General features: G+C 68.7%; 13 protein-coding genes and 1 pseudogene. 10 read left to right on the top strand and 4 right to left on the bottom strand.

Features of this window, described 5'->3' with window-relative positions; genetic code table 11:
• Positions 1-96 precede the first annotated feature (96 nt).
• The 4 genes from AC1DW4_RS06045 (at position 97) to AC1DW4_RS06030 (ending at position 5,660) form a co-directional block, all read left to right on the top strand.
• On the top strand, positions 97-987 hold the full coding sequence (locus AC1DW4_RS06045) for an isoaspartyl peptidase/L-asparaginase family protein (protein ID WP_477016350.1): 891 nt from the start codon (positions 97-99) through the stop codon (positions 985-987).
• Positions 988-1,065: 78 nt separating this feature from the next.
• On the top strand, positions 1,066-3,897 hold the full coding sequence (locus AC1DW4_RS06040) for a M16 family metallopeptidase (protein WP_477016349.1): 2,832 nt from the start codon (positions 1,066-1,068) through the stop codon (positions 3,895-3,897).
• A gap of 98 nt (positions 3,898-3,995) precedes the next feature.
• On the top strand, positions 3,996-5,186 hold the full coding sequence (locus tag AC1DW4_RS06035) for an acyl-CoA dehydrogenase (RefSeq protein WP_477016348.1): 1,191 nt from the start codon (positions 3,996-3,998) through the stop codon (positions 5,184-5,186).
• 171 nt (positions 5,187-5,357) lie between these two features.
• On the top strand, positions 5,358-5,660 hold the full coding sequence (locus AC1DW4_RS06030) for a hypothetical protein (protein ID WP_477016347.1): 303 nt from the start codon (positions 5,358-5,360) through the stop codon (positions 5,658-5,660).
• Between the two features lie 21 nt (positions 5,661-5,681).
• Here the strand turns inward: AC1DW4_RS06030 and AC1DW4_RS06025 are convergent, their stop codons facing one another.
• The 3 genes and pseudogenes from AC1DW4_RS06025 to AC1DW4_RS06015 all read right to left on the bottom strand — a co-directional run bounded on the left by AC1DW4_RS06025 (position 5,682) and on the right by AC1DW4_RS06015 (position 6,998).
• A complete protein-coding gene (locus AC1DW4_RS06025; RefSeq protein WP_477016346.1) occupies positions 5,682-6,143 on the bottom strand; it encodes a nuclear transport factor 2 family protein in 462 nt (153 codons plus the stop codon).
• A 75-nt stretch (positions 6,144-6,218) separates the two neighbouring features.
• Positions 6,219-6,701 (bottom strand): annotated as a pseudogene (locus AC1DW4_RS06020) (DUF3313 family protein); the annotation flags it as partial.
• 18 nt (positions 6,702-6,719) lie between these two features.
• Complete coding sequence (locus tag AC1DW4_RS06015) at positions 6,720-6,998, bottom strand: DUF3313 domain-containing protein (protein WP_477016345.1); 279 nt, start codon at positions 6,996-6,998, stop codon at positions 6,720-6,722.
• A 130-nt stretch (positions 6,999-7,128) separates the two neighbouring features.
• On the opposite strand from AC1DW4_RS06015, the gene AC1DW4_RS06010 reads away from it, so the two are divergent.
• From AC1DW4_RS06010 to AC1DW4_RS05995, 4 genes are all read left to right on the top strand, one after another.
• On the top strand, positions 7,129-7,941 hold the full coding sequence (locus AC1DW4_RS06010; RefSeq protein ID WP_477016344.1) for a response regulator transcription factor: 813 nt from the start codon (positions 7,129-7,131) through the stop codon (positions 7,939-7,941).
• A gap of 4 nt (positions 7,942-7,945) precedes the next feature.
• A complete protein-coding gene (locus AC1DW4_RS06005) occupies positions 7,946-9,403 on the top strand; it encodes a sensor histidine kinase (RefSeq protein ID WP_477016343.1) in 1,458 nt (485 codons plus the stop codon).
• Between the two features lie 28 nt (positions 9,404-9,431).
• Positions 9,432-10,778 carry a trypsin-like peptidase domain-containing protein gene (locus AC1DW4_RS06000; RefSeq protein WP_477016342.1) on the top strand — a complete coding sequence of 449 codons (1,347 nt, stop codon included), beginning with the start codon at positions 9,432-9,434 and terminating at the stop codon, positions 10,776-10,778.
• A 350-nt stretch (positions 10,779-11,128) separates the two neighbouring features.
• Entirely contained in the window at positions 11,129-11,467 is a 339-nt protein-coding gene (locus AC1DW4_RS05995; protein WP_477016341.1) for a DUF2794 domain-containing protein, read from the top strand.
• 114 nt (positions 11,468-11,581) lie between these two features.
• On the opposite strand, the gene AC1DW4_RS05990 is transcribed toward AC1DW4_RS05995, so the two are convergent.
• Positions 11,582-12,328: a Bax inhibitor-1/YccA family protein gene (locus AC1DW4_RS05990; protein ID WP_477016340.1), complete on the bottom strand. Its 747-nt coding sequence runs from the start codon at positions 12,326-12,328 to the stop codon at positions 11,582-11,584.
• A 144-nt stretch (positions 12,329-12,472) separates the two neighbouring features.
• Here AC1DW4_RS05990 and thpR point away from each other — a divergent pair, with 144 nt between their 5' ends.
• Positions 12,473-13,009: an RNA 2',3'-cyclic phosphodiesterase gene (gene thpR, locus AC1DW4_RS05985; protein WP_477016339.1), complete on the top strand. Its 537-nt coding sequence runs from the start codon at positions 12,473-12,475 to the stop codon at positions 13,007-13,009.
• A complete protein-coding gene (locus AC1DW4_RS05980) occupies positions 13,006-13,554 on the top strand; it encodes a GNAT family N-acetyltransferase (protein WP_477016338.1) in 549 nt (182 codons plus the stop codon). Before thpR ends, AC1DW4_RS05980 begins: the two co-directional genes overlap by 4 nt.
• Positions 13,555-13,591 lie beyond the last annotated feature (37 nt).

Here is a 13,591-nt window from a genome sequence, read left to right as displayed (position 1 = left end):
CTTCGCCACCCTCTTGTGGAATGTGGCGCACGCTTGCGGGCAACGCTAAAGAGCGCCACGCCCGAATGAAAGAGGCGACCGTATCAGGAGACGCTTATGCCCGGACCCGCCCTTATCCTGCACGGCGGCGCCGGGGCGCGGCGCGACCGCGACTACGACGCGGAGATCGCCCATATGCGGCAGGTGGTTCAGGCCATGGCCGTGCGGCTGGCCGACGGCGCGGCGGCGCTGGACGTGGTCGTCGAAGCCATCGTGCTGCTGGAGGATTCCGGCCTCTATGTCGCCGGACGCGGGGCCTCGCCCAATCTAGCGGGCGAATACGAGCTGGACGCCAGCCTGATGGACGGCGCGACCCGCCGGGCCGGGGCCATCGCCGCCTTCCAGGGCTATCGCAATCCGGTCCGCGCCGCCCGCGCCGTCATGGAGCACAGCCCCCACGTCCTGCTGGCCGGATCGGGAGCCTCCGCCTTCGCCGGCGAACACGGCCTCGACCCCATCGACGACCCGGACGCCTGGTTCACCCGCGCCGGTCAGGGCGAGGACAACCATCCCCCTGGACAGGGCCGCACGTCCGCCCTGTCGCACGGCACGGTCGGCTGCTGCGTGCTGGACAGCGCCGGTCGGCTGGCGGCCGGCACCTCGACCGGTGGCGTGTTCGGCAAGCTGCCGGGCCGGGTCGGCGATACCCCCATCCCCGGCGCAGGCGTCTGGGCCACGGACCGGGTCGCGGTCTCCTGCACCGGCCAGGGGGAGTATTTCATCCGCACCAATGCGGCGGCCGGTGTCGATTGGCGCGTCGCAGCCGGCGCGTCTCTGGCTGAAGCCACGGCCGCCACCATCTCCGAGATCGGCACCCTGGGCGGCGACGGCGGCCTGGTCGCCCTGGATGCCCAGGGCCACCGCGCCGATCCCTTCAACAGCCAGGGCATGAAGCGCGCCTGGCTGACGCCGGAGGGTGACGTCGGGGTCGATGTGTTCGGCCACTGAGCGACATTACACGCCTGTAACTGACGCGGCGACAAACCCCTGATACGGTCGCCTCGCAATCCCCCGGAGCCCGCCCCCATGAAGTCCCGCCTGCTGTCGGCCGTCGCCGCCCTCGCCCTGATGTCCGCCGCACCCGTGATGGCCCAGACCGCCGCCGCACCCGCCGCCTCCATCGCGGTGCCGCCGCTGGGCTTCGTCAAGCGGACCCTGCCGAACGGCATGGACGTCTACACCTCGCGCGACACCTCGACCTCGAACGTGACGGTCCAGGTCTGGTATCGCGTCGGCTCCAAGGACGACCCCCAGGCCCGCTCCGGGTTCGCCCACCTGTTCGAACACCTGATGTTCAAGGCCACCAAGGACTTCCCGGACGAGACCTTCGACCGCCTGACCGAGGACGTGGGTGGCAACAACAACGCCTTCACCAGTGACGATGTCACCGCCTATCACGAGACCATCCCGGCCAATCACCTGGAGCGCCTGATCTTCGCCGAGGCCAGCCGCCTAGGTTCGCTGGTGGTCAACGAGGACGTGTTCGAAAGCGAGCGCGACGTCGTCAAGGAGGAGTACCGCCAGAGCTATCTGGCGCGACCCTACGGGCGGCTCGGACTGTTCCTGCCGGCCCTGGTCTATCAGGACAGCCCCTATCGCCGCTCGACCATCGGCTCGATCGAAAATCTGGACGCCGCGACCATCGAGGACGTGCGCCGGTTCCATGCCACCTACTACCGACCGGACAACGCCATCCTGATCGTGGCGGGAAACTTCGATCAGGCTCAGCTCGACGGCTGGATCGACCGTTACATGGGGCCCATCCCCAACCCGGACCGGCCGCTGCCGACCAACAACGTCGTCGAGCCCGAACCGACCGGTCCGCGCGAACAGACCGTCTATGCGCCCAATGTCCCCCTGCCGGCCGTCGTCCTGGCCTGGCCGACCGTGGCCTATCGCGATCCGGACCGCATTCCCCTGACCGTCCTGGACGGCATCATGTCGACGGGCGAGAGTAGCCGCCTGTATCGCTCCCTGGTGTATGAGCAGCAGATCGCGGCCCAGGCCTCGTCCAGCCCCGACTTCGCCCAGCAGGCAGGCTATATGTCGGCCACCGCCATCATGGCCGGCGGCAAGACACCGGAGGAGGGGCTGGCGGCCCTGCGTGCCGAGGTCGCCCGATTCCGGGACGAACCCGTCACCGACGCCGAACTGGCCGAGGCCAAGAACGAGCTGGTGGCCGATGCCCTGCGCAGCCGCGAGACCATCGACGACCGGGCCAATGTCCTCGGCTTCGCCCTGATCGAGACCAATGACGCCTCGGTCGCCGACCGCGAGATCGCCCAGATCCAGGCCGTCACCGCCGCCGACATCCAGCGCGTCGCCCGCCGCTACCTGACCGAGGATCGCGCCGTCACCCTGCGCTATCTCAACGCCGACGACGCACATCCGGTCACGACCCAGGTCACCGACGTCACAGCCCCGGTCCAGATCGCCGATCTCGCGCCCGTGGGCCAGATCCTGACCTTGTTGCCGGAGGCCGAGCGGGCACCCTTTCCGGCGACGACCGAGGCCGTATCTCCGGCCACGCCGCCGGTCGCCGACTTCCGCCTCGACAACGGCCTGAGAGTGCTGGTGGTGCGGAAGGACGATCTGCCGCTGGTTTCGGCCCGGCTGAACTTCGACGCCGGTTCGGCCGACGAGACGCCGGGCAAGGCCGGGGTCGCCGCCATGACCGCCGCCCTGCTGACGCAAGGCACGACCACCCGCGACGCACCCCGCATCGCGACCGAGATCGAACAGCTGGGGGCCGATGTGGGCGCGAGCGCCGGCGTGGACTTCTCGTCAGTCTATGCCAACGCCCCGGCCAACGTCTTCCCCCAGGCTATGAGCCTGATGGCCGATCTGGTGCGCAATCCGACCTTCGCCGACGAGGAACTGGAGCGACAGCGCACCCAGGCGCTCGATGGGCTTCGTGTGGCCCTGTCGACACCGGGTCCGGTCGCCTCGGCAGCGGCCGCCCGCGTCGTCTATGGCGACGCCGCCTACGGGTCCCCGGGCTCCGGCACGCTGACGACGCTTCCCACCATCACGCGCCAGGACGTCGCGGCCTTCCATGCCGCCCGATACCGTCCATCGGACGCCACCCTGGTCTTCTCCGGCGACGTCACCGAGGCCCAGGCGCGTTCGCTCGCTCAGACGGCCTTCGGCGACTGGCGCGATCCTGCGGGCGCGGCTCCGGCCCCGTCACATCCGGCCGGTCAACCCCTGCCGACCCGCATCGTCGTCATCGACCAGCCGGGGGCCGGGCAGGCCGCCGTCACCGTGGCCCTGCGCGGCGTGTCCAGGACCGACGCCGACTATTTCCCGCTGACATTGGGCAACACCCTGCTGGGCGGCAGCTTCACCTCGCGGCTGAACCAGGAAATCCGCATCAAGCGCGGCCTCAGCTACGGCACGCGTTCGGGGCTGGGCGTTCGCCGCGACGACGGCCTGTTCACCGCCAGCGCCCAGACCCGCAACGACGCCGCCGCCGAGGTCGCCGACCTGATCCTGGCCGAGGTCGCGCGCCTGTCGACGACCCAGCCGACCGCGTCGGAAATCACCACCCGTCAGGCCATCCTGACCGGATCGTTCGGCAGCGCTCTGGAAACCGTGGACGGCCTGGGCGGACTGGTCGCGGGCCTTGCCCTCTACGATCTGCCGATGAGCGAGCTGGCGGACTATGTCGGCAACGTCGAGGCCGTCGACGGCGCGGCGGTCCAGTCCGCCTTCGCCGAACATCTGCCGGTCGACCGGGCCAGCCTGGTCATCGTCGGCGACGCGGCGCAGTTCATCGATGCCCTGCGCGCCAAGCACCCGGACGTGGAGGTCATCCCTCTGTCCGACCTCAACCTGGACAGCGCCGCGCTGAAATAGCGCCTGCCACGCGACAACCGGATCACGGGCCTGATCTGGTTGTCGCGGCTTTTCTGGCCTAAACGGGCGGGCTGATCCTCCAGAACAAGAGCCCCGACATGGCCGACGGCGCAGCTTCCATCACCCAGACCTTCCGTTGGGACGACCCCTTCGACATGGCGTCCCGCCTGACCGACGACGAGCGCGCCATCCAGGACGCGGCCCGGTCCTACGCCCGAGAGAAACTGCTGCCCCGCGTCGTCGCCGCCTTCCGCGACGAGACCTTCGACCGCGCCATCATGACCGAGATGGGCGAGATGGGGTTCCTGGGGGCCATGCTGCCCGAACAGTACGGCGGCTCGGGCGTCAGCCACGTCGCCTATGGCCTGATCGCCCGCGAGATCGAGGCGGTCGACAGTGGCTACCGCTCGGCCATGTCGGTGCAGTCGTCCCTGGCCATGTATCCGATCTATGCCTTCGGCAACGAGGAGCAGAAGATGCGCTTCCTGCCCCGCATGGCGGCGGGCGAGCTGATCGGCTGTTTCGGCCTGACCGAGGCGGACGGCGGTTCCGACCCCGCCTCGATGAAGACCAGGGCGGTCGCGGTCGAGGGCGGCTATCGCCTGAACGGCGGCAAATACTGGATCACCAACTCGCCGATCGCCGACCTGGCCATCGTCTGGGCGAAACTGGATGAGGTCATTCGCGGCTTCATCGTCGAGCGGGATTTCGAGGGCTTCACCACCGGCAAGATCGGCGACAAGCTGTCTCTGCGCGCCTCCATCACCGGCGACATCGGCCTGAACGACGTCTTCGTGCCCGAGGCCAATCTGCTGCCGGGCGTGAAGGGTCTGCGCGGCCCGTTCAGCTGTTTGAACAAGGCGCGCTACGGCATCGCCTGGGGGGCCATGGGTGCGGCCGAGTTCTGCCTGCATGCCGCCCGCGACTATGTCGGCGAACGGATGCTGTTCGGCCGCCCGCTGTCGTCGCGCCAACTGGTGCAGAAGAAGCTGGCCGACATGCAGACCGAGATCTTCTTGGGGCTAGAGGGGGCCTATGCGCTCGGCCGCCTGCTCGACACCGGCGCCTTCGTGCCCGAGGCCATCAGCCTTATGAAGCGCAACAACTGCGGCAAGGCCCTGGCCATCGCCCGCGAGGCTCGCGACATGCACGGCGGCGCTGGCATCACCGGCGAGCTCCACGTCATGCGCCACGCCATGAACCTGGAAACGGTCAACACCTACGAAGGCGCCCACGACGTCCACGCCCTGATCCTGGGCCGCGCGATCACGGGCGAGAGCGCGTTTTAGCACCGCTGCCTAACTGGTGGACTTGGCAACTAGCGACAACAGCTCGATCCAATCTTAAGTTTGATTGGCAAGATTTTCTTCGAGTTTTGGCTCTTAATATCTGATCGGCTCCACCGCGAAACTGGTGAAGCATGCGTCTAAACATCAGGCACTTGTCGCAAAAGTCCGCTCATGAACCGCATCATTTCCGATGATTTGCTAGCGGTGGGTGCCGGGTTTGCGATCGTTTTAACAGGGATGGGCGCAATCATCGGCGCCATCTACCTTCTCGGTGCGGCGCTATGGTCATACCCAAGCGGCGACAGTGGTTCCATCAACCTTGCCATCGCGCTTGCTGTCTGGCTCGTCGGCACGCCGGTCGCAGCGTTGGTCGCCTCGCTGAAGCGTAGGTATTACTTGGCATTGCTCATAACTGCCCCAGCCCTTTTGCTGTATTCAGGGCTGATCGCGCTCATGCTGGGAAGATTTGGATAAGGGGCGGGTCTAATCGCGATCCTACTCGTCCTCACACCCCGTCGTGCGCTGGTTCCAGGTGATGCCGGCGATCTTCCAGACACCGTCGCGGCGGATCAGGTCGAAGTGGTCGGAGCCGCAGTGGCTGACCGCGCCGTCGATCTTGAAGACATAGCGGCCCCAGACCATGGCGATGTCGCCGTCGATGGCGATGATCGGGTCGGTCAGGATTTCCTCGAACCGTTCGGGTCCCGGTTGAAGCCCGGCGGCGAAGCCTTCGCCGGGGACGGAGCGCACCGTCCGGCTGCCATCCGCGGCCTCCACCGCCACGATCATGCGCGCCTCCGGGGAAAGGTGCGGGGCCAGCATCGCGCCGTCCCGCGCGGCCAGGGCGGCGAAGATGCCGTCGACGGGAACCATGACGGCGGCGGCCTCGGGCGAGGTCGGATCGACCTGCGTCGGCGTCTGGATCGCCAGCGCGGCGATCAGGGCGAGCATGGACATGAGATGAGCCTCCCGTTCAGCGCGCAGCCTCGCGCCAGATCGGACGCTATCACGCCGCCCGATGGCGACAAGCCGTCAGGGCCGGGGCTTGTCCTCGGCCGGGGCCGAGCCGGTGTTGACCTGGGGCACATAGAGGCCCGTCACCGCGCGGGTAACGAAGCCGACCGGCTGGGTCCGGGGGCCGAACGACAGGCAGGGATCGGGCGTCGGGATGTCGCGCACCGTCCGGTTCGGCTGAGAGATGGTATTGCCCACCTCGTCGCCCAGGGGCTCGGCCATCTGCAGGGCGTCGCCGATGCGCGACAGGGAGGGGGCGTCGGTGCCGACCGTGTTGGCGTTGCGGGCCCAGGCCAGGGCCGCGACCTGGCGTCCATCCGGCCCGATCAGCTCGCTTTCGACCGCCAGGCCGCCCGTGGTGCCGGGAACGCGCAGGGTGCCGGGGCCGGGGATCAACATATTGGCGACGGCCGCCACGCCCGACCCCGCCGAGCCGGTCGGGCGCACATCGACCACGCCGGTCCGCAGGCGGGCCACGTCGCGGGCCGCAGGGGCCAGGGTGAACCGCTCGCTGACCTCCTAGCATATCTGGCGATCCACCTCGCGCAGCAGCTGGGCGCGCTCCTCGTCCGTCAGGTTGCTTCCGGCCGCGCCGACGAACTGGCTCGGTTCCAGATGGACGCGATCGATCGCCGTGACCGCCGCGTCGTCCCGCCGCTGACGGATCGAGGCACGGATCGTGTCCTCGCGCGTGACCAGGCCGTCATAGCTGCTCAGGAACCCCGCATCGGCGACGGGTGCCGTCTGACAAGCCGTGAGGCCGAGACCGGCGAGGACGAGAAGGGCGGCTTGGCGCATGGCGAATCTCCGGATTGGCCCCCCAAACGCGGCACGGGGCGGAGCGTTGCGGTCAGAAACGGTCATACCGCCCGCCGTTGTGATTTCGCGTCAGCCTTCTATCGTGACCGTCGTTACGGGGGACGAACGGATGACCACGCTCGAGATCGATACGACGGCCGATGTGGATCCGTTCGCCGCCCTGGCCGAGGTCTTCGCCGGCCGCCGCGCCCTGCTGCTGGAAGACGATCCCGCCCTGGCAGACCACGTCGCCGACCGCCTGCTGAAGGCGGGCTTCGAGATCGTGGACCGCGTCGATGCGGGCGAGGCGGCCCTGCAAATGGCGGAGGCGCATCCCTACGACGTGCTCATCCTCGATCGGATGACCAACGGCCTCGATGGCTTGGAGACGTTGAAGCGCCTGCGCACGGCGTCCGGTCCGTCCAGCGATGCGCCCGCCCTGATGCTGACGGCCCTGACCGGCGAGCGCCAGCGGGTCGAGGGCCTGCTGGGCGGGGCCGACGATTATCTGTCCAAGCCGATCGGGGACGAGGAACTGCTGGCCCGTGTGGCGTCCCAGCTTCGGCGCGTGGCGCGACGTGCCCGTCCGGCCAACGCCGACCTCATCAACGGCCCGTTCCGCCTGTCTCCGGGCGCGCGGACGCTGAAGCTGATGGTCGAGGGTGCCGAGCGGCTGATCGACCTGTCGCCGCTGGAGTTCGCCATCGTGTCCGAGCTGATGACCGCGCGGGGTCAGCCGGTGACCAAGACCATGCTGTGGGACCGGTGCTGGATCGAGTGGACCTTCCTGCCGGACAACTTCGTCAACATCATCGACGCCCGGATCAGCGCCCTGCGTCGGCGGCTGAAGGAACAGGCCCCCGAACTGGGGGAGGACCTGCATCCCCTGATCGTCTCTGCGCGCAGCCAGAGCCTGATCTTCCGCGACCTCGACGCGGGCTAGGGCCTTGCCCCGCCTTTCCGACCTGTGGAAGGGCGTGCCCGGACAACCCTCAAACGGGGGTTCCGGCTGGCGGCGATGGCTGGCGGAACGCACCTCGACCCAGTTGGCAGCCACACTGGCCGTCCTGGCCGCCCTGGCCCTGACGGGTTCGCTCCTGATCACCGGACAGGCTGCGCGCCTGGATCAGCGGCAACAGGCGGCCCTTGCGGCCCTGGCCGACTTCGCCGCCATCGCGGTGAAACTGCCGCCCGACGCGGGCGCGGATCAGCTGACGGAATCGGACGCCGCCTACTGGTCTGCCTTCCTCAGCGCCTTTCAGGACGGGCCCAGCCGCGAATCGATCACCCTGGAAGAGACTTGCCGCACCGGGCGGGGCGGGGCGGGGGTGCGGTTCATCCGCGCGCCGATCGGCAAGCCCGCGGGGCTGGGGGCACTCGAGACCGCCCGAACCTATCGTCTGTCCAGCCTGGGTCCCGGCGTCTATCTGGTGCGACTGCCGCCCGGCCAGCTCTGCCCTGCCCGCGCGATTGAGGCGGTCATCGTCAAGCGGCCGGTCGGGGCGCTGCAGGTCATCGTCGGTCGTGTCGTCGATCCGGCGGGCGTCGCCTGGCGCTGGGCGGTGTTGTCGGTCGCCCTGACCGGCGCCCTGATTCTGGTGTCGGGCCTGGCCGCCGCCACCTTCGCCCGGCGTCGCCTGACCAGCGCGATCAGCGAGGTCAGCATGGCCCTGGACCGGGCCGCCGTGGGCGACTTCTCGTGCCGCGCCCCCGCCGTGGCGGTCGCGCCCGAACTGACCGCCCTGTCGACCCAGGTAAACCGCACGCTGGATCGACTGGAGGAACTGCTGAGCTGGCTGCGGGATTCCGCCGACCAGCTGGCGCACGATTTCCGGACCCCCCTGGCCCGCGCCTCCCTGCGGCTGGACCGGCTGATGGAGGCCGACGATCCGGCCGAGCGGGCGCGCCTGGGCGAGGAGGCCAAGCAGGACCTGGCGGACATCACCCGCGCCATGAACGAGGCCATGGCGCTGCGCGACGGCGAGGCCTGGCTGTTCGAAAGCGTGCGACTCGACGTCCTGGCCCAGGCCTGTGTCGAGCTGTACCAGCCGATTGCCGACATGCGCGGCGTCCGCATCGTGGCCGGGGGCGAGCCCGTCTCGGTCCTCGGCGTCCGGTCCCTGCTCCAGCGCGCGGTGGCCAATCTGGTTGATAACGCGGTCAAGTTCTCGCCCGAAGGCGGCACGGTCGATCTGCGCGCCTATTCCGACGAGGCGGAGGTCGCCATCTCGATCGCCGACCAGGGGCCGGGCATGTCCGGGCCGGTGCCCGCACGCGCCGAGGGGACCGACAGTCACGGCATGGGCCTGGCCTTCGTGCGGGCCATCCTGCGGCGCCACGGCGGGCGGATGACGATTGATGACGCCGCGCCCGGGGCCATCGTCACCGCGCGTTTCCCGCGCTAGGCTCCATTCGACATCAGGGGATGAACCAATGAAACGTGCGGCATTTCTGGCGGGAACGGCGATCGCCCTGACCCTGTTCGGCGCGGGCGCGGGCGCGGGCGCGGCCTCGGCTCAGAGCGGACCGTCCAGCCTGCCCTTCGATGCGCGGCGCGGGGTCTTCACCTTCGCCGCCGGGCTGGAACGCTCCCTGCCGGCCGTGGTCCAGGTCACGACCCTGGGCGTCTCGGCCGGGCCGACGACCGGCGAGACTGAGCCGACGCCCACCGCCAGCGGTTCGGGTGTCATCATCGATGCGGCCAACGGCATCATCGTCACCAACAACCACGTCATCGAGGGCGGCCAGAAGTTCCGCGTCGACATGACCGACGGCCGGCTGGTGGATGCGGTCCTGCTGGGCACGGACAAGGCCACCGACGTGGCCGTGCTGCAGATCCAGGCCACCGGCCTGTCGCAGGTGGAGACGGTGGATTCCGACACTCTGCGCACCGGCGATCTCGCCTTCGCCGTCGGCTATCCCCTCGGCCTGGATCAGACACTGACCATGGGCGTGATCTCGGGCCTCGGCCGTTCCGGCATGGGCGACGCGGTCGAGGACTATATCCAGACCGACGCGGCGGTGAACTCGGGCAACTCGGGCGGGCCGCTTCTGGACAGCCGGGGTCGGCTGATCGGGATCAACACCTCGATCCTGTCGGGGGATCAGGGCGGCGGAAACGACGGCATCGCCTTCGCCGTGCCCACGCGAATCCTGATGTTCGTGGTCGACCAGATCCGCGCCAACGGATCGGTGACGCGCGGCATGATCGGGGCGACGCTGGGCTCGCTGACGGCGGAGCGGGCGGTCGAACGCGGCCTGGGCTTCGTGCGCGGTGCGATCGTCGAGGACGTGGCCCCGGGGTCTCCGGCGGACCGCGCGGGCCTTCGGACCGGCGACGTCATCACCCGCGTCCAGAACCGCCCCGTGGCCAACGCCGGCTCGGTCCAGGCGACCGTCGGCATCGCCCCTCCGGGGACGCCGCTCAGCCTCGTCTATCTGCGCGACGGCCAGAGCACGACGGCCCAGATGACGGTCGAGGCCGAATCGACCGCCGCCGTGCAGCTGGGTTCATCCTCTCTGCAGGCCTATGGGGCCAATATCCGGCCGCTGATGGCCTCGGACGGCAAGGGCGACGGGCCCGGCCTGATCGTCGTGGCGGTCGAGGGCGGCTCACCGGCCGCCCAGCAGGACCTGCGCGCGGGCGATGTGATCACCGCTGTCGCCGGTAATGCCGTCTCGTCCCTGGCCGATCTGGCCGCGGCCCTGGCTGACGGCGGGGCGCTGAGCGTTCGTCGCGACGGCGAGGTCTTGGAGCTGTCGATCACGCCCGTCGCCTGATCCTTCGGGCCACACAGCGAAACGCCGGAGCCCGCGCCCCGGCGTTTTTCGTGCCTGGTGTCTCCCGGACAGCAAAACGCCCGCCGTGCCATGGGGGGAGGGGAGGCAGGACGGGCGTCTCGCTTTGGAGGAAGCGTCGGCCCGTCGGAGCCCATAGACTGGAGACATCCAGGGGGGCTGGGGGGGCTGTTAAGGATCCGGGACGCTTCCGAACTCCGTCAGGCCGACGCTGTGTCTTTCGCCGTGCGATCTGTCCGGCGATGGACCGAAACGGGGCCATTTCGTGACGGACGATCTTTTGCGGTGTCGGCACCGCTGGCGTTCGTGCGGGGCGGGCCTAGATTGATCCTATGAGCGCCGATGTGACCCCGTTCCAGCCGAACCCCAACGCCTCGGTCTTCTTTGAGCGACGCGAGTTGGACCTGATCCTGCGGGTCTATGGCCGCATGGTCGCCCAGGCCGAATGGCGCGACTATGCCATGGTCGGCGGCAAGGACGCGGCCGAGTTCGCCGTCTTCCGCCGCTCGGGCGACGCCCCGGCCTATCGCATCGAAAAACGCCCGTCCCTCCAGACCCGTCAGGGCCAGTGGTCGGTGATCGGCGAGGGCGGCGTGGTACTGAAACGCGGGCGCGAGCTGGATCAGGTGCTGCGCGTGTTCGACAGCCGCAAGTTCCAGGTCGTCGAGTAACGGAGGCAAAGAAAAAGGCCCCGGCGTTGCCGCCGGAGCCTCTGGTCTATTCCTATCGGCGGGTCGCCGCCTGCGCTCAAGCAGGCCGAACGGCCGTTAGCGCACCCGTGATGGTCAGCGACGGCCGCCCGTGAAGGCCAGCAGGAACTGGAACAGGTTGATGAAGTTGATGAACAGGCTCAGCGCGCCATAGCTGGTCGCCACGCTCATCGCCTGGTCGTTCCCGCCGAGCGCATAGTAGGTCATCTTCAGACGCTGGGTGTCATAGGCGATCAGGCCCGCGAAGATCAGCACCCCCAGGCCCGAGATGATCAGGTAGAAGGTCCCGGACTGCAGGAAGATGTTCACGATCGAGGCGATCACCAGGCCGATCACCCCCATGATCAGGAAGGTGCCCATGCCCGACAGGTTCTTCTTGGTCGTGTAGCCGACCAGGCTGAGGCCGCCGAAGGCCGCCGCCGTGATGAAGAAGGTCGTGGCCAGTGAGCCCTGCGTATAGACCAGGAACAGCACGCCGAGCCCTGCGCCGATCGAGGCGACCACGGCCCAGTACAGCAGGTTGGTGCCTCGCGCGGTCGGGTTCTTCATCATGAACATGGAGCCGAACAGCAGCACCAGCGGCAGGAACTGGATGATCATGCCCAGCAGCGTCAGGCCGATCCGGCCGTCCACCGTCTGTGTGTAGAGCAGTTGCTGCACCGCCGGGACGTTGCCGGTGATGTAGGACAGCACGCCCGCGACCACGAGGCCGAGGGCCAGCTTGTTGTAGACCCCCAGCATGAAGCTGCGCAGGCCGGTGTCCACGGCCATGTCGGCCTGGGCGGGCGCCGGGGTCGAGAAACCGTTTCTGAAGTCGCTCATCGCGAGATCAATCTCCAATGGGCCGGAGGGAAAGTCCCCGGCGTCTGTAGGGAATATCGGGTGTCATCCGTGTTCTTGCAAGCGGCTCGCAGCGGGAACGGTTCCGACCTTTCGCCGCACGGGTCCGGCCGATAGGCTGACCCCATGCTGCGCCTGTTTACCGCCCTGCCCATCCCGTTCGACGTGGCCGAGACCCTGGCGCGGCGCCAGACCGGCCTGCCGGGCGCGAAATGGCGCACGGCCGAACAGCTTCACATCACCCTGGCCTTCTATGGCGAGGTCGAGGAACGCCGCGCCGATGACCTGGCGGCCGAGCTGGCGCGCGTTCCGGGCGGCACCTTCCAGATCGAACTGAAGGGGGTGGGCGCCTTCGGCGACGCCCACCGCAGCCATACCCTGTGGGCCGGGGTCGAACCGAACGAGCGGCTGGGCGTCCTGGCGGGCCGGTGCCGGGCGGCGGCGGAGCGGGCTGGGATCCGCCTGGAGCCCCGCGTCTATCGTCCGCACCTGACCCTGGCCTATCTGAAGACCCAGACCAACCCCGATCGCATCGGGGCCTGGATCACGGGCCACAACCTGCTGCATTCGCCACCGATCCGGGTCGACCGTTTCGGCCTGTATTCCAGCGTCCTGTCGGACAGCGGCAGCCACTACGAACTGGATCGGGAGTATCCCCTTTGACCGAACCCGTGATCGAGACCGCCCGCCTGATCCTGCGCCCGCCGGTCGTCGAGGACTTCTCGCGCTGGGCTGAGTTCCATGCCGACCCGGAAACCAACCGCTTCCTGGGCGGGGTTCAGCCGCCGCCGCAGACCTGGCGCACGATGATGGCCGTCATCGGCCAATGGGCGGCGACGGGCGAGGCGATGTTCTCGGTGATCGAGAAGGACAGCGGTCTCTGGATGGGCCGGATCGGCCCTCTGCATCCCTATGGCTGGCCCGGCACCGAGGTGGGCTGGAGCCTTCACCCCGATGCGCGCGGACGCGGCTATGCGATCGAGGCGGCGGCGGCATCGATGGACTATGCGGTCGACGTCCTGCGCTGGACCGACGTCATCCACTGTATCGCGCCCGCGAACCTGGCCTCCGCGCGGGTGGCAGAGCGGCTCGGATCGACCAATCGCGGACCCGGTCGCCTGCCCGAACCGATGCAGGATGAACGCATCGACCTGTGGGGTCAGAGTGCGGATCAATGGCGCGAGAACAGGACCCGGCTCCGGCGATAGGCAACCATCGGGGCGGCTCCCTCGTATCTTCGCGGTA

The sequence above is a fragment of the Brevundimonas sp. P2_A6 genome, from assembly GCF_056404975.1.
Note: the sequence above shows the minus strand (reverse complement) of the source record. Positions and strands in the feature narration are given on the sequence as shown.